We start from the raw sequence: 19,875 nt of genomic DNA, 5'->3' as shown, positions 1-19,875 counted from the left end.
TTTGGAATCCCTTCCTTTTGGGTTGGCGTAATCAATGCGTAAATTTTGATTTATCGTTATAGTATCTGCAAAAATAATTAAGCGGACATTCTTCGCATTTCGGCTTTCGGGCATTGCATATATCCCGTCCGAATTCAACCGTCCTGTGGCAGAAATCCGAGGACACCTCAGGCGGTATGAGCTTCACAAGATCCTTTTCCACCTTTGCGGGCTCCTTGTTTTTGGTAAGTCCAAGCCTGCCCGTGATTCGGATACAGTGAGTATCGGTTACCATTGCGGGCTTCCCGAAAACGTCGCCCAGCATAAGGTTGGCGGTCTTTCTGCCTATTCCCGAAAGCTTCAGAAGATCGTCCATATTGTCGGGGACCTCTCCGCCGAAGTCGTTTATCAGCTGCGAAGCCATTTCCTTAAGGCTCTTTGCCTTGTTATGATAGAAGCCGCAGGGCTTTACGTCCTGTTCGAGCTCGGATATATCCGCGTTTGCAAAGGCTTCAAGGCTGGGGTACTTTTTGAAGAGCGTCTCCGTAACGATGTTCACTCTTGCGTCGGTGCACTGCGCTGCGAGCCGAGCCGCAAACATCAGCTCATAGGGCTTTGTATAGTTAAGTGTGCAGGAGGCGTCGGGGTAGAGCTTTTCAAGCTCCTGCACCGCAAGCTTTGCTATTTCCTTTTTTGTCATTCTGAGTCCGTCCTGAATTTTCTCTGCTTTTCGAGGATGCTGTCATATACCTTGTACATCTTCTGCACCGTATTTTCAAGGAAATAGTAGTGCTTTATGTAGAATATGAGAAGAACGAGTATTATCGTCACAAGCAGGAGCGACGGTATATTCGGCGTGAAAATAAGCACCGCGATAAAAACCGTCAGTACTATCGAAAACAGCATGGTAACAAGGAAATGTACTATCCTTTCGTGCTGCATGAACTTTATCTTATCAAGATGTTCGGCAAGTACCTCGTCGACCTCCGATGAAGTACTGCACTTTTCAAGCTTATCCTCTATGTATTTCATGTAATTTGTAAGATATTCGGTCATTCATATCACCATCCCATGCACAAAGTAAACGAAACTCCAATGAAATTATACACCTTTTTAGCAAAATTGTCAACATTTTTTGCCGCAGATCTGCAATATTAAAACACCGGTGCTTCAATGTGATAATTTAAGTATAATTTAATACACAGTTGGAGCAATTGCTTAAAAAAGCGGCTTCCGATTGTGCGTGTATACGAAAATAATTAATGATATGAAAACATTCCGAACTTATTATTGATTTTTACTGAAATTATTGTATAATTAAAGTAACATATGCTTTCAAACCAAGATCTTCACTTCTTTCAGGAGGGTATTAAAATATGGGAACATCATTGTTCAGAAAAGCAGGTGCTGCGGCAATGTCTGCGGCGATGCTGCTAAACTGCACTGTATACAGCACTTCGGCTGTAACAGCTGCAAGCGAACCGCTGAAGTTCGAGTTCGAGGACGCTGAGATCACAGGTGACGTTACAGTGGAAAAGGACTCGAATGCAAGCGGCGGTTCCGCGCTCAAAATGACGGACAGCGGTACTATCACGCTGAACGTCACAGTTGAGGAGGGCGGCCCTTACAGGCTGACGTTCTATGCTTTCGGTATCGGTACGGACAAGCAGCAAAATCTCAGCGTAAACGGCTCGTCACAGGGTGCTGTTGGTATACCGCAGGGCGACGACTATCAGGCTGTCGAGCTTACTGCCATACCGCTTAAAGCAGGAAAGAATTCAATAGTCATCGAAAAGTCATGGGGCTGGTCGCAGTTCGACTACCTCACGGCTGAGCCTATGTCCGACGCTAAGATAGAAGCTAAGCAGGTGACCCCCTGCGATCAGCTGGCTACAGTGGAGACACAGAGCCTTATGTCTTACCTTGCCGAAAATTACGGCAGTCATATAATCTCAGGTCAGCAGGAGATATACAGCGGCGGCCCTCACGGTCTCGAGACCGAATTCGAGTACCTCAAGGACACCACGGGACATTATCCTGCTATCAGAGGCTTTGATTACGGTAATTTCTGCTGCCCTCTCTACGGCAGTGACGACGGTTCTACGGACCGTATCATCGACTGGGTAAAGAACAAGGGCGGTATCGCTACCGCTTCCTATCACATCAACGTGCCGAAGGATTTCGCAAACTATACTATCGGTACCAAGATGGACTGGTCGGCATCGACCTACACAGCAAAGGACACAGATTTTTCACCCTCAAAGGCTGCGACGGCAGGCACTAAGGAAAACGAGTACTACCTCTCAACTCTCAAGACCCTTGCAAAGGAGTTCAACAAGCTCGAGGCGGAAGGTATCCCTGTAATATGGAGACCTCTTCACGAAGCCGAGGGCGGCGGCGGTGAGAACGGTTCATGGTTCTGGTGGGGCAGGGAAGGCTCTGCCGCTTATAAGAAGCTGTGGATATACACCTACGAGACTCTCACCAACGAGCTGAACTGCCATAACCTAATATGGGAGTGGAACAGCTACAACTTCGCAACTTCCAAGGACTGGTACCCCGGTGACGCTTATGTTGATATCATAGGCTATGACAAGTACAGCTGTACGGACTGGTCAACAGGAAGTGCAAGGTACTATCACAATGACAGCCCCTTCTCGTCTACATTCTACGGTATAATGGAAAAGTACGACAGTGCGAAAATGATATCCCTTGCAGAGAATGACTGCTTCTCGACTCCCGACAAGATGCAGGAGGAAAAAGCAGGCTGGCTCTACTTCTGTACATGGTATGACGGCGGAAGCGATGATAACAACTTCCTGTCAAATCCTACCTTCAATACAAAGGAAGATACTATCGCCATGTATCAGAGCGATTACTGCATAACTCTTGATGAGCTCCCCAAGGATCTCTACAAGAAGGACGGCGTCACTCCCCCCGATCCGTCCAAAACTACCACGAGCACCACAACGACTACGGTTACAACTACTTCCGACCCGAATGCAACTACGACCACTACAGCGTATAAGTTCGAGATACAGAAGAAGTCGGTAACTATACCCGATGTACCGAAGCTTGCTGTGGGAATGGAGATGCAGATAGACCTTACGGGTGCTCCAAATGCTTCCATAGGCGGAGCTGTCGGCTTCGGAACTACTGCGGACGACTGGAAGAACATCGAGTGGAAAGGCAATGCGGACAAGGACGGTAAGCTCACAGTTCATGTTGACCTCAATGAAATGATGGGCGCTTTCAAGACCTGCGAGGTGCAGGTATGGTGGTCCAATGTCTGGAACTCTGTAACCGAAAAGGCTGTTGACCAGCCCTACACTATCGACAGCTGCGAGTTGCACTACTTCATGGGAGGTGCTCTTGAGCCGCCGATGTACGGCGACGCAAACTGCGACGATACAGTTGATATGAGCGATGCGGTGCTTATAATGCAGTCTCTGGCAAATCCAAACAAGTACGGAATAAAGGGCACGGACGAGCGCCATATCACAGAGGAGGGCGAATACCTTGCGGACGTTGACAAGACGAGCGAGGGTATTACCTCAAACGACGCGCTCAGGATACAGGAGTTCCTGCTCAATAAGATAACGACGCTTAATCCGAATTTATAAAAGAAAAGCTGCACATAAAGTGCAGCTTTTTATTTTCAGTGGCTTTTTATTCTTCGGTTATCCTTGACTTCACATACTGCTCAAGTGTGTCGATAGTTCTGTCGATACCGAGGCGTGAACTGTTGATGCTGAGGTCGTAAAGCCTTGAGTCGCCCCAGTGGCCTTCACAGTGATAGTTGTGATAACGCTTTCTCTTGCGGTCCTTCTTGTCGATAAGAGCCTTTGCCTTATCCTCCGAAAGCTCGTAAACATTCATTACGCGCTTTATTTTTTCGCTCATGTCACCCAGTATGAACAGTGATATAAGGCACTTGAAATCGCGGAGCTTTGTTTCCGAGCATCTTCCCACAACTACAAAGGATTCGCCGCTGGCAGCCTTTTCTCTCAGGAAGTTGAACTGCATTTCAGCTATGTTGTCCTCGATGGAGTTGCTGAAGCCGTTTACTCTGCGGGAAAGCAGATGATTCTTCGGTTTTTCGTTGTACTTTTCGATCTCTTCGGGAGTAAGTCCTGTTTTTGCAGCGATCTCCGTGATGAGGTGACGGTCGTAGAGCGGTATATTGAAGCGCTTTGCGAGCTCCTCGGCGATATGACGTCCGCCGCTTCCGAATTCACGACCTACTGAAATGATAAACTGTGACATGAGTATTCCTCCTTTTTATAATATCCGTTTTATGTTATCAAAGGTATCTTACGAAAAGATATACCGTTGATATGCCAAGTACTATTACTGTTGCGGGAGCAAGACGCTTGCAGTATCTTCCCCAGCCTATAGGGTAGCCGTTTTTCTGTGCAACGGAGGTTCCCACGACGTTTGCGGAAGCTCCGATAGGTGTAGCGCTGCCGCCGATATCCGTACCCATAGCCAGTGCCCATGCGAGAGTGGAGATAGGAACTCCCGAGGACTCTGCAAGACTCTGTATGATAGGCACCATAGTTGCGGCAAAGGGGATATTGTCCACGAAAGCGCTGGCGATAGCTGATACCCAGAGTATGATAGCTATCATGAGCATTACGTTGCCGTCGCTGATATTGCCGATGAAGTCTGCGATCTTTTTAAGTATGCCTGTTTCTTCAAGTCCGCTGACAACAACGAAAAGACCGATGAAGAACAGAAGGGTCTTGTAATCTACTTTCTTTATGAGCTCGCGGGCGTGTTTGCCGAAAGCGATAAGGGTAACTGCTGCTATGAAAAGACCAATGGTCGCAACCGTGAGGTGAGTTGTTGCATGAGTTACAAGGAGCAGCACGGCAAGTCCGAAGATGATGCTGCTTATTATGAAGTCCCTTTTGTTTGTGATAGCCTCCGAGGGCTTGGGGAACTTGCTCATATCAACTGCCTCGCCTTTGCCCCCTGTTATTTCCTTGCGGAATGCGAAATAGAGGAAGATGACCGAGACCGCAAGTGAGATCGCGGCGCAAAGTCCTGTATTTGTAAGGAAGTCAAAGAACGAAAAGCCCAGTGAAGTACCGATTATGATATTCGGCGGGTCTCCGCACATTGTTGCCGAACCGCCTAAGTTCGCGCAGAATATCTCAGAGAGTATCATAGGTACGGGATTGAATTTGAGAAGTGACGCAAGCTCGATAGTAACGGCTGCAAGGAACATGATAACGGTGATGCTGTCGATGAACATTGAGAGTACGGCTGACATTATCATGAATGTGATGAAGATAGGGACCGTTTTACACTTTACAAGGTAGGCTATCTTCATGCAGAGCCATCGGAAAAAGCCCGCCTTGGCCATTCCCTCTACCATGACCATCATACCTGCGATGAATATTATCGTCGCCCAGTTTATGCCCTTGCTCTCGCTTTCAGTGACCTGATACCAGAATTCCTTGGTGGCAAAGTCTTTTAGCGCAAGGGTATCCATGATGGCTGTACCGCTTCGCATACAAATTCCGAAAACGACAACAAGAGTGAGCAAACCGCTGCCGAGGGTGACGTAGTGCCGCTCTATCTTGTCGAGAACGATCATGATGAACATTCCCACGAAGATTATCACGGCGAAGATCTGTGCTGCTGACATATAAACCTCCGAAAAAATAGCGGATAAGACCGCCAAAATAAATTTCCTGAGCTTACAGGAAATAAAATACATATATTATATTTCTTTCTGCCGAAGCATTTAAGGTCATTCGGTCAACACGAATTATAGCACAATTAATGATGTAATTCAAGGCAATTCTTGTTTTTTTTGGCAACAATCTCATTTTTGGAGAAATATTGCCTATTTGTCAAATATAACGATTTTTTTTGTTAAGTCTGTCGATAGGTATTGCAATAAGTAAAAATATGTGGTATAATAAGATAAGCAGTTACGGAGCAAAAGAGCTTGTAACGAGTTCTTATGAACCTTTTCTAAACCATGACTGCTGTTAGGAGACCTGTAATGCTTAAATATATCTTGCTGGTCGGCGGCTTTGTCCTGCTGATAAAGGGCGCTGACTTTTTCGTGGACGGAAGCTCGGCTGTGGCGAAACGGCTGAGAGTACCGTCGCTTATCATAGGAATGACCATAGTCGCTATGGGGACAAGCCTCCCCGAGACTTCTGTAAGCGTCAGCGCTTCGGTGCTGGGGAAAAACGATCTCGCCATAAGCAATGCCGTGGGATCGAACATCTTCAACCTCATGGTGGTCTGCGGAGTCTGTGCGGTGCTGTGCCCTATGGCAATAGGCAGGGACACCCTGAAAAAAGACCTGCCATTTTCGGTAATAGTCGCGGGAGTTCTCCTTGCGCTTGGCGCAGTAACGGGAACAGTTCAGCGCTGGGGCGGTATCCTGCTGCTCGCACTGTTTGCGGTGTTCCTGTACATGATGATAAGCTCTGCGAAAAAAGCCCGTGACGCAGGTAACGGTGCCGACGAGGAAGAGTATAAGATAATGCCCGTGTGGAAGTGCCTGCTGTGCATAGCCGGCGGCGGTGCGGCTATTGCGGCCGGCGGCAAAATGGTCGTCGAGGGAGCTTCCGATATCGCCCGTGCCTTCGGAATGTCCGATAACCTCATAGGTATGACTATCGTAGCCCTCGGAACGAGCCTTCCCGAGCTTGTGACCTCTATAGTTGCGGCACGTAAGGGAGAGGTGGATATGGCTCTCGGAAATGTTGTGGGCTCAAATATATTCAATATCCTTTTCGTACTGGGTATCGCTTCGACCATATCGCCTATCGCGTTTACACTGCAGAATACCATTGATACAACAGTTCTCATTGCTATGAGCCTGCTTGTGCTTCTGCTCTGTGCGCCGAAAAAGAAGCTCGTCCGTTGGCACGGAGCTCTAATGCTTGCGGTGTACGCAGGATATACGGCATATTTATTCGTAAGATAAAGGAGGGAGCATTATGTACTGTACAAAATGCGGTTCAATGTTCGATGACAGGCAGCCCTGCTGTCCTTTCTGCAAAGCACCAAATCCTGCTGTACAGCCGAAAACGCAGTTTCACGGACAAATCCCGCCTCCGTATTTCTATAATAATGTGCCGCCCTATTATTTCGATCCGTCCGTGCAGCCTCCCGAGACCGCGCTTGTGGTACTCTCGGCCATCATACCGATCGCAGGGCTCATAATCGGCTTGATATGTCTCGGAAATAATGAAAAAAGAGCAGGAAGAGCTTATCTTATCGCAGCTGCCATAAGCTTTGGCATAAGCCTGATCCTGTTTATGATTTTTATGCTTATCCCTTTATTATTTGTGGTAATGATATCGTGATCATGTTTTGAAAGGTGGAGATTAAATGACCTGTCCTCATTGTGCAGCTTCAATATCCGAAAAAGAAGAAAGATGTCCGTACTGTGATTCTTACATAGAACACATGATCCCGAAAGTAAGCCCTCCTGTGCAGAACAGACAGCTTCTTAATCAGGGGGAAGATAAGACAGAGCTTTTGCTGATAATATTGTCGTTCATTATACCAATGGCAGGTATTATATTGGGGGCGATACAGTTAAGTACAGGCAAAGCGAAAAGCGGAAAGATCTATCTGGTGTTGGGTATAATATCGTTTTTCGTTCTTCCATGCAGCTTCTCTGTTTTACCGATAATGTTTTCGCTGCTCTTTAATATGAAAGCATAAAGTAAAAATCAAGCCCCGAGGCTTAGCCTCGGGGCTTTGGTATTGATAGTATCAGAATGTGAGTTCGTCGGTGATCTCGAGCGTATCTATATCCGCTGCTACGAACTTCTTGGAAGAGAGCGTGTAAACATAGTCGCCTATATATACTGCGCGGTTGAAACTGTTTATATTGCCGTAATCCCAGCCGTTATAGACTTCTGTGATATCGCCCTTCCTTACAAGCCTGCCGTCCTCAACGCCGAAGAATACATACTGATATGTTTCAACGCTGTTGCTGTCCCAGCCGCCGTATTCACCCTGACGCTCTCCGTAGGTCACCTTGCTGTGATCTATCGGTATGCCTATGATATTTTTCTCCGGAGCTATGAGCAGAGCCTTTCTTTCCCATAATGCTATCGAGGTGAAGTATTCGTAGCTCTTGCCTGTGAGGTCTGTCCAGAAGGTGTCGTCATTCCTGGGAAAGCTCCATGTATACGTATCTGCTGCCTTAAGATCATTGGGATCGGAGTTGTCGAAAAGTGTGAGCTTTATGCCTGTGATGCTGCCGTCGTCGTCTGCGTCCTGACCGAAGCCGATAAGCAGTCCGTCGTCCCACTGCTGCATATAAGTGCTGAAACCGTTTATTTTCAGCTCGTCAAGAAGTACGGGATTTGCGGGATCACTGAGATCAACTGCGTACAGCGGGTCTGTCTGCCGGAAGGTCACAACGTAAGCCATATTTCCGCTGAAGCTTGCGGATTTGAGCTCCTCGCCCTCGCCGAGACCTTCTATTTTGCCTACCATGTTCATATCCATATCAAGGACATAAACACGGGTATCCTTTTTGATCGTTTCGTAGGTATAATAGCCTGCGTCACTGTCATCTGCGTATGTGTGATATACCTCGCTGAACTGATTGTATGTTGCTGCAACACGGAAGCAGCCTCCGTACTCGCTCATGGAGAACTGATCCTTTACATAGCCTTCTATGTTGGTGCCTGCCATGGGGACTATATCTCCGCCGCTTATGGATATGCGCGTGATATCCGTGGTGTTTTTATCGCTCATCGCAGCTGTATAGAGATTGTCTGCCGAGCAGTAGATGCTGCCTGCATAGCCTGCGAGAGTCTTTCTGTCCTTTTCCGCGGGAGCTCCCGTATTATTGAGGTCAAGGCTGCCGATAACGGAATACGAAAGGATATTTGTGCTTCCGAAGCCCTCGGCAGGGAGAAGTATATCCTCGGGCGGTATCATTTTATAGTTTTCAGCAAAGCCGCAGCAGGGGATATAATTTCCTGTGTCCTTGCTTCCGTCGATATTTCCGAAGTATGCGGTGGTATATGTCGAGGTAAGGAGCATATATCCGTCGGGAGATATCCTTACGTCGTTGTAGTAGCCGTCCTGCTTGTATACGTCTATGAGCTGGGGCTCGTCGCCTGTGGTGTAGAACGCTGCGAATGTGAACGGTGTTTCGCTCTCATAGGCACGGCTGTCGATGCCGCAGTAGAAATTGGAGTTGTTGTTATTGCCGATTATGGCTATCATGTCGTTGTAGATGAACATATCAACAGCGCTGACATTGTAGCCGTTGTCCTCGAAGCCTGCGGTATCGCATATATTTATGGAAGTGCTGCCCGTGAACCTTCCGTCCTTTGCATTTACAGTACGCAGAACGGGAGCCGATGAATAGTTTTCACCCATTTCGTTGCCGAGGTAGTAGATATGCTTTCCGTCTGTCTTGACGATATCGGCTTCGAGAACATCCTGTTCCTGATAGTAGGTCTCGGAGTGCTCGGGGGAGTCCTCACTTGCAGACTCTGTTGTAGCTTCCTTCTTTGCATCATCGGGAGCTTCCGCAGTATCCTCTTTTTTTTCTGTTACGGGAGTTTCGTGAAGCTCCTCTCCGCCGCCGCCGATACCGTAAGAAGTCTCTGCTCCTGAATTCATGCCATCGTCGGAAGAAGCGGCAGATGTTGCGGGCTCGGCATCAACGGCAGCTTCAAACACGCGCTCTTCTTCATCGTATCCGTATATGTTCGCGTTGGCAGCTGCTTCCTCGGAAGCCTTCTTGAACATGGTATATACCTGTCTGTAGCTCTTTGCTCCGCTCATGTAGCTTGCAAGCTTTTTGACCTCCGTGCCGTCCTCTGTGGTTTTGAGCTCTGTGGTCGGAACTGTGACTGATGTGGGCTTGTTGCAGTGAGCAGAGGTATTGTTCTTGTCAAGCTTATCATTTATCTTTCGGTTGTTCATTGTATATACGGCAGTTCCGCCTATTACCGCGCAGGCTGCCGCTGCGGCAGCTATACGGCCCGCCATGGAAATGCCGCTTCTCTTTTTCCTTGAAGCTTCATTATCGAGCATTATCTTTATATTTTCGGGTCTGAGCTCGTCGGGAACGGGCGCTGACTTCATCTGCTCTCTGAGCTTGTCGTCGTTGTTCATAAACATTCTCCTTTCATGGGTCATATTTCAGGTGTCAGCTCAAGGCGCAGCTTCTGCTTTATCCTTGACAGCTTTGAACGGACAGTAGTGGGCTTTATACCGCACAGTGACGATATCTCGTCGCTTGTGTAGCCGCCAAGCACCGACATGGAGAGCAGCAGCTTCGATTCGTCGTCCAGCTTTCCCACAGCTTCGCGGAGCTCTACTGAGTCATAGCTGAAGCTGTCGGAAAGCTGAGGTATGTCCTCTATGTTGTCCGCAGGCTCAAAGTATGTACGCTGCTTTCGCTTTATCTTTGCAGCGAGTATAGTCATTATCCAGCTGCGGAACTTTTCGGGGCTGCGGAGCTTCTTTATGCTCCTGAAGGCGTCAAGGACGGTGTCGCTCACTGCGTCTGCTGCGTCATGTGTATTTCTGAGACTGTAAAGCGCTATATGATAAAGGTCTTCGTAAACGGTGGAATAGAGCCGTGAAAAGGCTTCGGTGTCTCCTTCACCTGCGAGCCTGACATCTTCTGAAAGATCGTTCATAGAGATACCTCCTTTGAATTCGAATTCATAACATATGTGTCATGTAGGAGCTGTTTTGCTGCATGGGAAAAATAAAAAAGTCACTTTATACAAAAAATGATGATTTCGATTGTTCAGAATGACACTGATCCTTGCCGCAACCCATAAAAATACCCTACAGGTGGAAAAAATGCGGAAAACTTCATTGACAATTCTTAATAAATAATGTATAATTATGGTAACTTCTTATATATTGTCTGGACCCAAACCGATAGATAAGGATCAAGGAGTGGGAATTTTGGTAAGAAAAAAGAGAATGATGATCGGCATTGTGACGGCTGAGGCGAACAGCATAGAGCAGCGTCAGATCATCAAGGGAATTGCAAGATTCAACCAGTGCGTGGGGGTCGATACCATTGTCTTTTCCAATAACTATAACCCTAATATCCGTGAAAAGGAGCTTTTCTGCGAGAACAAGGTCTATGACCTGATACTTTCCGACGAGCTCGACGGTCTTATCGTTATATCAGAATCATTTGTCAATGAGGATCTCAAAAAGCTGATAGCAGATCTCCTTATGCGAAAGAGCGTCCCGATCGTAATTGTGGGAACTCATGTGAAGGAGCTCGACTTCCCTCAGTGTACCTTTATCAATACAAGCGATGAGAATGACATAGAGGACCTGACGGATCATCTTGTGGAAAAGCACGGCTTCAAGGAGATAGACATACTCACGGGCTACGATTTTATAGAAGCATCGGGGATGAGAGTGAACGGCTACAGGAAGTCTCTGGAAAAGCACGGTATAGAGTACGACGAAAAGCGCGTACACTACGGCAACTATTGGATGAATTCGGGCGCCGAGCTTGCAGAGCGCTATTACAGCGGAGAGCTCAGGCTGCCGCAGGCGATAGTCTGTGCCAATGACTATATGGCTTACGGACTTATCGACAAGTTCGACGAGCTGGAGATAAAGGTCCCCGAGGACGTTACCGTTGTCGGATATGAATATGTGGGCGACAGGTTCATGCATACTCCTGTGCTTACAACATATAAAAGGAACCGCGAAACTATAGGCGAGGACGCGGCGAATATGGTCTACAGCCGCATAAAGAACAGAGAGTTCCTCTTTGCGCCTCCTAAGGGCGAGATAATATGCGGCACCAGCTGTACCTGCGGAGCTGACCGAAGATTTTATGCGGGTGAGCTTAAAAACGCAAGAGCCAAAAAGGATTACGATAACTGGAACCTCTTCAATCCTCTGGATCAGAAGCTGACGGAGTGCCGTACCCTCAGCGAATTCACGGATATATGCGGCACGTTCCACTGGCAGGTGCGCGGCATACAGAGCTTTTATCTCTGCCTTTACAAGAACTGGTACGACTCCGATGCGGAGCTGAGCGATATACTCTCATGTCAGAGCATGGTCAACTGGGAGGACAGGACTCCCTTTGATATGCAGAGGTATAACTTTTCCGCACTTCTTGCAAGGAATTATGAGCCTGCAATATACTATTTCAATCCGCTTTTCTTCAATGACAGGCTTTTCGGATATCTCGTGCTGAAGTATCACGATCCCGATACCTATGACGATATCTACAGGAACTGGCTGAAATCCGTCTCAAACGGACTTGAGTTCCTGCGTATGAAAAACGATATCCAGTACCTTACACAGTGCCAGAACCTTTCCGACCTGCGCGATACCCTAACGGGTATGTACAATGAAACGGGCATGAGAAAGGCTTATCATACACTTGATATCACAAAGCAGGAGTTTACTCTTGTAATGATGAGGATAGGCATATCCAATGCGGGATTTTACGAGCTCAACGGCAAGATACCTGCTATTATGGACGCCGCGGAGGCTGTAAAGCAGTTCTGCGGCAGCAACGATATTTGCGGCAGAGTCAATGACAACACCTTTGCCTGTCTGATACAGGGCGAAATGGATATCGGGCTCCTTGAAAACAGACTCAGCTCCATAATGCTCCAGCATAATGTGTACTTGGAGCAGTACGGGCTTGACTCCTTCGTTATAGCTGCGCTGAAATGTACGGAAAAGTCATATACGCGCACCATAGGCACCTGCTCGGATATACTTGCCCAGCGCCAGTGCGAGCAGATGGAGATGCGTATGAGACCTCACTATGAGGATATGCTCAGCATAAGGAGCTATATCTACAGCAACCCTCAGGACAGCTTTGAGTCGGATAAGCTCCAGAAGCTCTATCCCTACAGCGCGGGACATCTCCGTGAGGTGTACAAGAAATGCTTCGGCGTCAGCATACACAAGGACTGCATAAACGCACGAATGGCAAAGGCGACCTACTGTCTTATGGTAACTCCGCTGAGTATGACTGAGATAGCCGAGCAGTGCGGCTACGTTGACAGCAAGTACTTCCTGCGCCAGTTCCTTGCAACGGTGGGAGTAACGCCCAATCAGTACCGCAATATGACCAAATAAAAGTGAGTAGCAGGGACGCACAGTGTGCGCCCGTACAGAAATACACACATAAACCATAAAAGCCCGAAAACTGAATGCTTTCGGGCTTTTTGTCATATCAGCGGCTGTATTCTGCGCTGAAAGCTGCAGCTTTTTCCAGAAATGCTTCTCTTTCTTCTTTCGTGAGTGAAAAAAGGGGACTTATCTGAAGCTTGTCGTCGCCGTATAAGAGCTGTATCTCAGCGCCGCCGAGCATACTGTATATCAGAGTGCTGTGTCCCTCAAAAAGAGGAGTTATGGTATACATTTCCTTATCATTCAGCACAAAAGGCTTGTTATTGCGTATATCCGAAAGCTTTTCGATAATTCTCCTGCATAGTCTTGTCACATTTTCCGCGCCGAGCTTTATAGTGCCCGAATCGTTTTTGAATGATACCGTGCACCAGTTGAGCTCATTCACGACCTCAAAGATAAGGATACTGCCGTTTTTGTTCAGTTCGAGCCTTTTTGCGTTATCCATACATTACCTGCCTTTTCTTTTTCGTATATCACCATTGCGGTCACCTGCGTTTTTGAAATGTCTTAGTTACATTATAAATCCGCAGAGCCGATTTGTCAACAAAAAAGCCATAGCACAGTAAATGCTATGGCTTCTTTCAATGTGTTGTCAGCGGGCGGCGGAACGCCGCCCCTACTTAGCTCTTAGCTCTGAGTTCTATTACTTAGCCTTGCCGAGGAAGGCTGCTCCGATTATGCCTGCGTCGTTGCCCAGCTTGGCAATAACGATCTCGCAGTTCTTCTCGGAATTGCGGGTATATACTTCCTTTGCAACGAGCTCCTTCATAGGCAGGAGCAGGGGATCTCCCTCATTGCACACGCCGCCGCCGATACAGAGTATATCGGGCTGGAAGATATTGATGGTATTTGTGATGCCTGCTGCAAGGTACTTGATGTACTTGTCAACAACAGCCTTTGCGTACTTGTCGCCTGCCCTCATGCAGTCAAAGGAGGTACGTGCTGTTACCTTGCCCTTTTCCTTTTCGGACTGAGCCATGATACAGTCGGGATGCTCTGCGATAGCTTCCCTTGTCATGCGGATAAGTCCCGTAGCAGATGAATAAGCTTCAAAGCAGCCCTTTCTGCCGCATGAGCACTGTGCTCCGTCTACCTCGATAACTGTATGGCCAATCTCGGCGCCTGCGAAGTTTGAGCCCGAGTATATCTTTCCGTCAATGATTATTCCGCCGCCTACGCCTGTTCCGAGAGTGATGCATACTGCGTTCCTTGCTCCCTTTGCTGCGCCTGCAACGAATTCGCCGTATGCGGCTGCATTGGCGTCATTCTCGATGAATACTGGCTTGTCGATAGTCTCCTGTATGTACTTCACCATTGGAGTATTCTTAAAGCCGAGGTTGTTGGAGTACTCGATGATACCCTTTTCGCTGTTGGCGATACCCGGAGTGCCAACGCCTATCCACTCGATCTGATCCATGGTAAGGTCTGCATTTTTAACAGCTTCTATCGCCATTCTTGCCATATCGTCCGCGATCTCCTTTTCGGGGCGGGGACAGTTTGTCTTTGTGCTTGCCTTTGCGATGATGTTGTATTTCTCATCAACTACGCCTGCAACGATATTTGTACCGCCCAGGTCGATTCCTACGTAATATTTCATTTTTATATCCTCCTTACGGAATTGTGGTGATTATTACGTCACAATTTCCTTTTATAGCAAATGCGCCTGTTCCTGCGGGAACGAAAACGCTTGTGCCCATTTTCAGTTCGAGCTTATAGTTGTCGGCGACAAGCTCTCCGCCGCTTCCGCCTATAATAAGGATATGAGCAAAGGAGCTTTTGTCAGCTGCGAATTCGGCTTCCTTTATTATCCTGTGGCGGTTTACGATAAAGTAATTGCAGTCTGCAAGGAGCTGAGTTACTACTCCGTCAAGCTCCATACCATAGACAGGTCTGCGGTGGTCGGCAGGCTCGGTATTTGTTACCTCAAGGGCTTTTTCCACATGGAGCTGTCTCGGCTTGCCGTCGGCTCCGACTCTGCCGTAGTCGTATACACGGTAGGTCACGTTTGAGCTCTGCTGTATCTCGGCTATGAGTATGCCCTTGCCGATAGCGTGGAGAGTGCCCGGCTCTATGAAGAAAACGTCGCCCTGCTTTACAGGAACGCGGTTCACCTTGTCCATGAGGGCGTTGTCCTCAACAGCGCGGCGGAATTCCTCCTTTGTTATCCTGTCCTTGAAGCCGTATACCAGCTCAGCTCCCTGATCTGCGGAAATGATATACCACATCTCGGTCTTGCCGTTGTCGTTTTCGTATTTGTGAGCGTACTCGTCGTTTGGGTGTACCTGTACGGAGAGGTCGTTCTTTGCGTCGATGAGCTTTACAAGAACGGGGAAGCTGTCCCCGCTTTTAAAGCTGCTGCTGACAGCCTCGGGGTGAGCGGATACGAACTCGCTGAGCTTCATTCCGTCAAACTCGCCGCCGTCTATGATACACTCGCCGTCGGGGTGACAGCTGAGCTCCCAGCTCTCGGCGAGGCGTTCAAGTCCGCTTTCCTTTCCGAAAATCTCACGGAGCTTTGTACCGCCCCAGATATAGTCTTTTATAGGTGCTTTCAGTAAAAATGGTCTCATTATTCTGCCTTTCCTTGGGAAATATCCGCTTTTTCGCGTGATACTGAGAATTCCCTGTTAAAATCCTCGAAAGAGCCGTTATATACGTTCAGGTCTATATGCTCTTCATCGCCGATATAGCCTGTGAGTGTGCCCTTGTCGCTGTACTGCCAGAACTTCCAGTCAATGAGGTCGGGTTCGCAGTTCACGCATCTTATCCACAGAGGATAGTCCGCGAAGCTCCCTCTGATATACCTGTAATAAACAGGCAGGGTGGTATATATCATAGGCTTTACGCCGTAATATTCCTCCAGCCTTTTCAGGAGCGGACTGAGTATGTTCTCTGTTTCCTCCCTTGAGGGCTTGTTCCTGCGCTTGTCGGCGTAGTACTCTATATCTATGACGGGCGGCATATCTATCTCGCTTCGGTCAACTGCGGAAATGAAGTTATCCGCCTGAGTTTCGCCTGCGCTGTCAAAGCTGAAGAAGTGGTAAGCCGATACCTTTATATTTGTTGACGCAGCTCTATCAAGATTGCGGCGGACAGATTCATCGGTGTGGCCGCTGCCCTCTGTCGCCTTTATAAAGGCAAAGGAGACATTCTGCGCTTCAAGCTCGTTCCAGTCGATATCGCCCTGATAGTTTGATACATCGACGCCGAAAACAGGGTATTTCGCAGTATTTACCTTAGCCGAGGAGAAAAACAGAGCTGCTGCCGCAGCGGCTGCCGTAAGGATGCCGCCTGTGAGCGTGCAGAGGATATTGCGTTTTATCGTATGCATATTATAGGAAACAACTCCCGTGGACCGCTTTCACGTATTACGTAGCGGTAAAACTTGATTTCCGCTGTACGGAAAGTCATACAATAATATAATAAACTAAAATCCCGAAATAGTCAACAGTTTTTTTACAGAAGAGATATTTTTTTCAGTCTTGAAAAAAATATCTGCTTGTGCTACAATAGTATCTATATGAGCCTGAAAGGAGTTTTTTCAATGAAAAAGATATCATCAATTATTGCAGCTGCCTTGCTTTTATCCGCAGTTCCCACAAATGCTTATGCGGATACGGAAATCACCCCCGAGAAATTTGCTGCCTGCGATGTAAACAGCGATGGCTATGTCGATACATATGACGTTTTCTATATAGCGGCGGTCTCGCAGCCTCAGTACAGCGCTGCGGTCGGCGGGCTTGAAAACTACGGATTTACTGCTGAGATAGAGAATAATGTCCTTGAATACGCAGATCTTGACAAAGATAAGAAAGTCGACAGGGACGAATGTCTTGCCATTTACAATTATATGAAGGCTAATACCGAATGCAGGATAGAATTCAACACCATTACCGATTTAAGAGATGTGGTAAAGACAATGAGCAGCACTGTTCAGGTCGGAGATGCGGATGCTGACGGCATCATAGACGCCGTTGACGCAGGCAATGTGCTGAGATACTATGCACTGACAAGTACGGGAGCTCCTTTTTATACAGCTGTTATGCTTGGTGCCCGTCACAATGGTGACATGAACGGGGACAAAATGGTGGACTCGGCGGATGCCTCGCTTATACTGAAGCAGTATGCTGCCAACTCGGTAGAGAAATAATATACAAGTAGTAAAATGCAGATTGATTTGTACACATTACTCAAAAAATTATCATTTCGTTCATAAAATATAGCAGAAAAAGTAACAGGGATTGAGTTATTATTAAATTACAGAGATTTATGGTTTCTTTTTAGAGATGTATTTTTTGAGGAGGAGTGATTATGAGAAAGGTCATATCTGCATTGTTATCAATGGCATTGGTCCTATGCGCTGTGCCGACAGCTGCTTTTGCAGCTGAAGAAGCTCCCGTAACAGAGGCAAAATATGATGAGCATGATTTTAACGAGGACGGCTATATAGATGCTCTTGACGTAGCTTTTCTCTGTAGGTATTATCTTATCAGCACAACGGATAAGGCTTCGGATGCCATGAATCTTGGCATTACAGACAAGATACTGAAAAAGGTCATTGAGTATGGCGATTTCAACAAGGACGGCAGAGTAAATCTTACTGACGGCACCTTGTTCCTGAAGTATGTTATCAGCTTTACAGACTGCAAGATCGAGAATTTTGAGCCGCAGTACTATTCCGCAATAGTCAGTGAAAGCGTTGAAAAGGGCGATGTGAACGGCGACGGATATATAGACGCAGTTGACGCGAGCAACATACTTTCGTATTATGCTGTTCAGAGCACAGGCTCCGATATCATTACCTCGGGACAGCTGGTATGCCGCTATAAAGGCGATATCAACGGTGACGGCATGGTGGACTCGGTCGACGCTTCAAAGGCACTGAGGATATACGCTCAGAATTCCGCTAAGTGATATGATGAATACAGTTTAAAAAACAAACTATTCCTTACAGTAATAATTCCGTGACAAAGAAAAATTCCCGCAGATCAGGTCTGCGGGAATTTTTTATGTAATTGCAAAAAGCTGCCTGTCATCACGGGGATCGAAGCTGACAAGACCGTTTCCGCCCCTTGTCAGGACAAGTCCCTTGGTGTTGCCGAGTGGGGAAAGCGTAAACAGTCCGCTGCGTCGGTGGGCGGCTCTGAAAACGCTGCCATAGCGGGAATTAACGGTCATACCGTCAAGCATGAAGGTTATCCCGCGTTCCGTAACTTTTATTTCAAGTGCAGGCATATCTGCAAACGGGCGGCAGGTCATGCCGCTTACGGCGCAGTGGCTGCGCTGAGGAGAGACCTGTATATCCCTGTAAAAACGGTAAAGGAGGGCAGCCACGGCGGCTTCCGTATCGTAAAGACGGTGGATAATCTCCTTTTCGGGCGCTGTGAATATCTGCGGTATTTCGCTGCATATGAGCTTTGCATTGTTATTGAGTGCAGAGGAGAAGCTGCTCCGTGAAGCGAAACGGCGGAGCTGCTCGGGAGCTATATGCTGTTCGGGGACGAATTCGGGGTACATGGCGCGGGCAAGGAGCTCATAATTTATATGTATATCGCGCTTTGCGGAAAAATAGGTCATTTTTGCGGCGTGGGGCAGGCAGCACATATCCGAGAGCATATGAACGGCGCGGGCGAGATAGACTGCTCCCTGCGGCTTGAAGCCGCTCTGGTACATGGTCAGCGCCATGGTGTAGTCCTCTTCAAACATAGTACGGGCGCTTTTGGCGAAGAGGTCCTTGCCGTTTTTCAGATAGCCGCGAAAAGGCTTCACTGGAGTGCCGTTTGTGGAACAGCCGCAGTAGTAGTGCCTGCCTGCGCCGTTTTCACGGTCGCCCTTTTTATCGGCTGTTATGGTGTAGGGTAGCATTGTGCCGAGATACGGCTGTATGACCGCTTTTGCTTCGGGAGATACTTCGCCGAGGAGCTTCAGTGCGCGGAGGAGTATGTCCTGATGTATTTCCGAGGGCGGCAGATGTTTTTCTGCCGTGTAGCTGTCTGCGAGCATGTGAAGCTCCGCAGCTGCTTTTTTCCATTTATTCTGCATTTGAACACCTCTCTTAGCAGCCGTTAGCCATTAGCCAATTGTAGGGGCGGATATTATCCGCCCGAAATGTAGGGAACGGCGCCTGTTGGGCGGCGTTCCCTACAAATATAAATTATGATTTACTATAATTATACATTCTCAACTCAGGAATGTCAATCGGATATAACAAAAAGGGCGTTCATACGAACGCCCTTCAATATTGCATATATATCAGCTATTAGCCGAGCTCTGCAAAGTACTTGATCGTTCTTACCATCTGTGATGTGTAAGAATTCTCGTTGTCATACCATGAAACAACCTGTACCTCGTAGAGACCGTCACCGATCTCGGCAACCATTGTCTGTGTTGCATCGAAGAGTGAACCGAATCTCATGCCGATAACGTCAGAAGAAACGATCTGATCCTCGTTGTAGCCGAATGACTCGGAAGCAGCAGCCTTCATAGCAGCATTGATGCCTTCCTTGGTTACGTTTGCACCCTTAACAACAGCTGTAAGGATCGTTGTAGAACCTGTAGGAACAGGAACTCTCTGTGCGCTGCCGATGAGCTTGCCGTTGAGCTCGGGGATAACAAGGCCGATTGCCTTAGCAGCACCTGTGCTGTTAGGAACGATGTTAGCAGCACCTGCTCTTGCTCTTCTGAAATCGCCCTTTCTGTGAGGACCGTCAAGGATCATCTGATCGCCTGTGTAAGCGTGGA

The 19,875-nt window shown here is 47.7% G+C and carries 18 protein-coding genes and 1 pseudogene; 7 read left to right on the top strand and 12 right to left on the bottom strand.

Annotation, left to right across the window (positions count from 1 at the left end; translation table 11 throughout):
• Positions 1 to 31: 31 nt before the first annotated feature.
• On the bottom strand, positions 32 to 679 hold the full coding sequence (gene nth / locus Q0R37_RS09905; protein WP_294753943.1) for an endonuclease III: 648 nt from the start codon (positions 677 to 679) through the stop codon (positions 32 to 34).
• Entirely contained in the window at positions 676 to 1,035 is a 360-nt protein-coding gene (locus Q0R37_RS09900) for a hypothetical protein (protein ID WP_294753941.1), read from the bottom strand. Before Q0R37_RS09900 ends, nth begins: the two co-directional genes overlap by 4 nt.
• 320 nt (positions 1,036 to 1,355) lie before the next feature.
• Between Q0R37_RS09900 and Q0R37_RS09895 the strand changes: the two genes are divergently transcribed.
• Positions 1,356 to 3,602 carry a glycosyl hydrolase gene (locus Q0R37_RS09895; RefSeq protein WP_294753938.1) on the top strand — a complete coding sequence of 749 codons (2,247 nt, stop codon included), beginning with the start codon at positions 1,356 to 1,358 and terminating at the stop codon, positions 3,600 to 3,602.
• 46 nt (positions 3,603 to 3,648) lie between these two features.
• On the opposite strand, the gene Q0R37_RS09890 is transcribed toward Q0R37_RS09895, so the two are convergent.
• Both Q0R37_RS09890 and Q0R37_RS09885 read right to left on the bottom strand, forming a co-directional pair.
• Positions 3,649 to 4,245 (bottom strand): cytidylate kinase-like family protein, encoded by a 597-nt coding sequence (locus Q0R37_RS09890; RefSeq protein WP_294753935.1) that lies wholly within the window; start codon positions 4,243 to 4,245, stop codon positions 3,649 to 3,651.
• A 37-nt stretch (positions 4,246 to 4,282) separates the two neighbouring features.
• Positions 4,283 to 5,635, bottom strand: a complete 1,353-nt coding sequence (locus tag Q0R37_RS09885; RefSeq protein WP_294753933.1) for an SLC13 family permease — start codon at positions 5,633 to 5,635, stop codon at positions 4,283 to 4,285.
• 363 nt (positions 5,636 to 5,998) lie between these two features.
• Between Q0R37_RS09885 and Q0R37_RS09880 the strand changes: the two genes are divergently transcribed.
• Genes Q0R37_RS09880 through Q0R37_RS09870 form a run of 3 tightly spaced genes read left to right on the top strand, consistent with a single transcriptional unit; the run spans position 5,999 to position 7,683 of the window.
• Positions 5,999 to 6,937: a calcium/sodium antiporter gene (locus Q0R37_RS09880; RefSeq protein WP_294753930.1), complete on the top strand. Its 939-nt coding sequence runs from the start codon at positions 5,999 to 6,001 to the stop codon at positions 6,935 to 6,937.
• A gap of 13 nt (positions 6,938 to 6,950) precedes the next feature.
• The gene (locus Q0R37_RS09875; RefSeq protein WP_294753928.1) at positions 6,951 to 7,319 is read left to right on the top strand and encodes a hypothetical protein; all 369 of its coding nucleotides are present in this window, start codon (positions 6,951 to 6,953) and stop codon (positions 7,317 to 7,319) included.
• Between the two features lie 25 nt (positions 7,320 to 7,344).
• Positions 7,345 to 7,683 carry a hypothetical protein gene (locus tag Q0R37_RS09870; protein WP_294753925.1) on the top strand — a complete coding sequence of 113 codons (339 nt, stop codon included), beginning with the start codon at positions 7,345 to 7,347 and terminating at the stop codon, positions 7,681 to 7,683.
• 51 nt (positions 7,684 to 7,734) lie between these two features.
• Here the strand turns inward: Q0R37_RS09870 and Q0R37_RS09865 are convergent, their stop codons facing one another.
• Both Q0R37_RS09865 and Q0R37_RS09860 read right to left on the bottom strand, forming a co-directional pair.
• The gene (locus Q0R37_RS09865) at positions 7,735 to 10,107 is read right to left on the bottom strand and encodes a beta-propeller domain-containing protein (protein ID WP_294753922.1); all 2,373 of its coding nucleotides are present in this window, start codon (positions 10,105 to 10,107) and stop codon (positions 7,735 to 7,737) included.
• Between the two features lie 20 nt (positions 10,108 to 10,127).
• On the bottom strand, positions 10,128 to 10,637 hold the full coding sequence (locus Q0R37_RS09860; protein WP_294753920.1) for a sigma-70 family RNA polymerase sigma factor: 510 nt from the start codon (positions 10,635 to 10,637) through the stop codon (positions 10,128 to 10,130).
• Positions 10,638 to 10,914: 277 nt separating this feature from the next.
• Here Q0R37_RS09860 and Q0R37_RS09855 point away from each other — a divergent pair, with 277 nt between their 5' ends.
• A complete protein-coding gene (locus tag Q0R37_RS09855; RefSeq protein ID WP_294753917.1) occupies positions 10,915 to 13,080 on the top strand; it encodes a substrate-binding domain-containing protein in 2,166 nt (721 codons plus the stop codon).
• A 97-nt stretch (positions 13,081 to 13,177) separates the two neighbouring features.
• On the opposite strand, the gene Q0R37_RS09850 is transcribed toward Q0R37_RS09855, so the two are convergent.
• From Q0R37_RS09850 to Q0R37_RS09835, 4 genes are all read right to left on the bottom strand, one after another.
• On the bottom strand, positions 13,178 to 13,579 hold the full coding sequence (locus tag Q0R37_RS09850) for a hypothetical protein (RefSeq protein WP_294753915.1): 402 nt from the start codon (positions 13,577 to 13,579) through the stop codon (positions 13,178 to 13,180).
• 198 nt (positions 13,580 to 13,777) lie between these two features.
• Positions 13,778 to 14,731, bottom strand: coding sequence for an ROK family protein (locus tag Q0R37_RS09845; RefSeq protein ID WP_294753914.1), 954 nt, complete (start codon positions 14,729 to 14,731; stop codon positions 13,778 to 13,780).
• Between the two features lie 13 nt (positions 14,732 to 14,744).
• Positions 14,745 to 15,704 carry a type I phosphomannose isomerase catalytic subunit gene (locus Q0R37_RS09840; RefSeq protein WP_294753911.1) on the bottom strand — a complete coding sequence of 320 codons (960 nt, stop codon included), beginning with the start codon at positions 15,702 to 15,704 and terminating at the stop codon, positions 14,745 to 14,747.
• Entirely contained in the window at positions 15,704 to 16,465 is a 762-nt protein-coding gene (locus Q0R37_RS09835; protein ID WP_294753909.1) for a GH25 family lysozyme, read from the bottom strand. The genes Q0R37_RS09840 and Q0R37_RS09835 overlap by 1 nt, the downstream gene beginning before the upstream one ends.
• Positions 16,466 to 16,678: 213 nt before the next feature.
• On the opposite strand from Q0R37_RS09835, the gene Q0R37_RS09830 reads away from it, so the two are divergent.
• Positions 16,679 to 17,284 (top strand): hypothetical protein, encoded by a 606-nt coding sequence (locus Q0R37_RS09830; protein WP_294753906.1) that lies wholly within the window; start codon positions 16,679 to 16,681, stop codon positions 17,282 to 17,284.
• A 161-nt stretch (positions 17,285 to 17,445) separates the two neighbouring features.
• Positions 17,446 to 18,048: a dockerin type I domain-containing protein gene (locus Q0R37_RS09825; protein ID WP_294753904.1), complete on the top strand. Its 603-nt coding sequence runs from the start codon at positions 17,446 to 17,448 to the stop codon at positions 18,046 to 18,048.
• 93 nt (positions 18,049 to 18,141) lie between these two features.
• On the opposite strand, the gene Q0R37_RS09820 is transcribed toward Q0R37_RS09825, so the two are convergent.
• Both Q0R37_RS09820 and Q0R37_RS09815 read right to left on the bottom strand, forming a co-directional pair.
• Positions 18,142 to 19,176 (bottom strand): hypothetical protein, encoded by a 1,035-nt coding sequence (locus Q0R37_RS09820; protein WP_294753902.1) that lies wholly within the window; start codon positions 19,174 to 19,176, stop codon positions 18,142 to 18,144.
• A gap of 217 nt (positions 19,177 to 19,393) precedes the next feature.
• A pseudogene (locus Q0R37_RS09815) lies at positions 19,394 to 19,875 on the bottom strand (type I glyceraldehyde-3-phosphate dehydrogenase); the annotation flags it as partial.

It is taken from the genome of uncultured Ruminococcus sp., from assembly GCF_946415235.1.
Lineage (GTDB): Bacteria > Bacillota > Clostridia > Oscillospirales > Ruminococcaceae > Ruminococcus.
This window is presented reverse-complemented; position numbering and strand designations above follow the sequence as displayed.

Excerpts from the sequence above, each read along its gene's own strand:
- nth (WP_294753943.1), bottom strand. The coding sequence starts at position 679 with ATGACAAAAAAGGAAATAGCAAAGCTTGCGGTGCAGGAGCTTGAAAAG.
- Q0R37_RS09900 (WP_294753941.1), bottom strand. The coding sequence starts at position 1,035 with ATGACCGAATATCTTACAAATTACATGAAATACATAGAGGATAAGCTT.
- Q0R37_RS09895 (WP_294753938.1), top strand. The coding sequence starts at position 1,356 with ATGGGAACATCATTGTTCAGAAAAGCAGGTGCTGCGGCAATGTCTGCG.
- Q0R37_RS09890 (WP_294753935.1), bottom strand. The coding sequence starts at position 4,245 with ATGTCACAGTTTATCATTTCAGTAGGTCGTGAATTCGGAAGCGGCGGA.
- Q0R37_RS09885 (WP_294753933.1), bottom strand. The coding sequence starts at position 5,635 with ATGTCAGCAGCACAGATCTTCGCCGTGATAATCTTCGTGGGAATGTTC.
- Q0R37_RS09880 (WP_294753930.1), top strand. The coding sequence starts at position 5,999 with ATGCTTAAATATATCTTGCTGGTCGGCGGCTTTGTCCTGCTGATAAAG.
- Q0R37_RS09875 (WP_294753928.1), top strand. The coding sequence starts at position 6,951 with ATGTACTGTACAAAATGCGGTTCAATGTTCGATGACAGGCAGCCCTGC.
- Q0R37_RS09870 (WP_294753925.1), top strand. The coding sequence starts at position 7,345 with ATGACCTGTCCTCATTGTGCAGCTTCAATATCCGAAAAAGAAGAAAGA.
- Q0R37_RS09865 (WP_294753922.1), bottom strand. The coding sequence starts at position 10,107 with ATGAACAACGACGACAAGCTCAGAGAGCAGATGAAGTCAGCGCCCGTT.
- Q0R37_RS09860 (WP_294753920.1), bottom strand. The coding sequence starts at position 10,637 with ATGAACGATCTTTCAGAAGATGTCAGGCTCGCAGGTGAAGGAGACACC.
- Q0R37_RS09850 (WP_294753915.1), bottom strand. The coding sequence starts at position 13,579 with ATGGATAACGCAAAAAGGCTCGAACTGAACAAAAACGGCAGTATCCTT.
- Q0R37_RS09845 (WP_294753914.1), bottom strand. The coding sequence starts at position 14,731 with ATGAAATATTACGTAGGAATCGACCTGGGCGGTACAAATATCGTTGCA.
- Q0R37_RS09840 (WP_294753911.1), bottom strand. The coding sequence starts at position 15,704 with ATGAGACCATTTTTACTGAAAGCACCTATAAAAGACTATATCTGGGGC.
- Q0R37_RS09835 (WP_294753909.1), bottom strand. The coding sequence starts at position 16,465 with ATGCATACGATAAAACGCAATATCCTCTGCACGCTCACAGGCGGCATC.
- Q0R37_RS09830 (WP_294753906.1), top strand. The coding sequence starts at position 16,679 with ATGAAAAAGATATCATCAATTATTGCAGCTGCCTTGCTTTTATCCGCA.
- Q0R37_RS09825 (WP_294753904.1), top strand. The coding sequence starts at position 17,446 with ATGAGAAAGGTCATATCTGCATTGTTATCAATGGCATTGGTCCTATGC.
- Q0R37_RS09820 (WP_294753902.1), bottom strand. The coding sequence starts at position 19,176 with ATGCAGAATAAATGGAAAAAAGCAGCTGCGGAGCTTCACATGCTCGCA.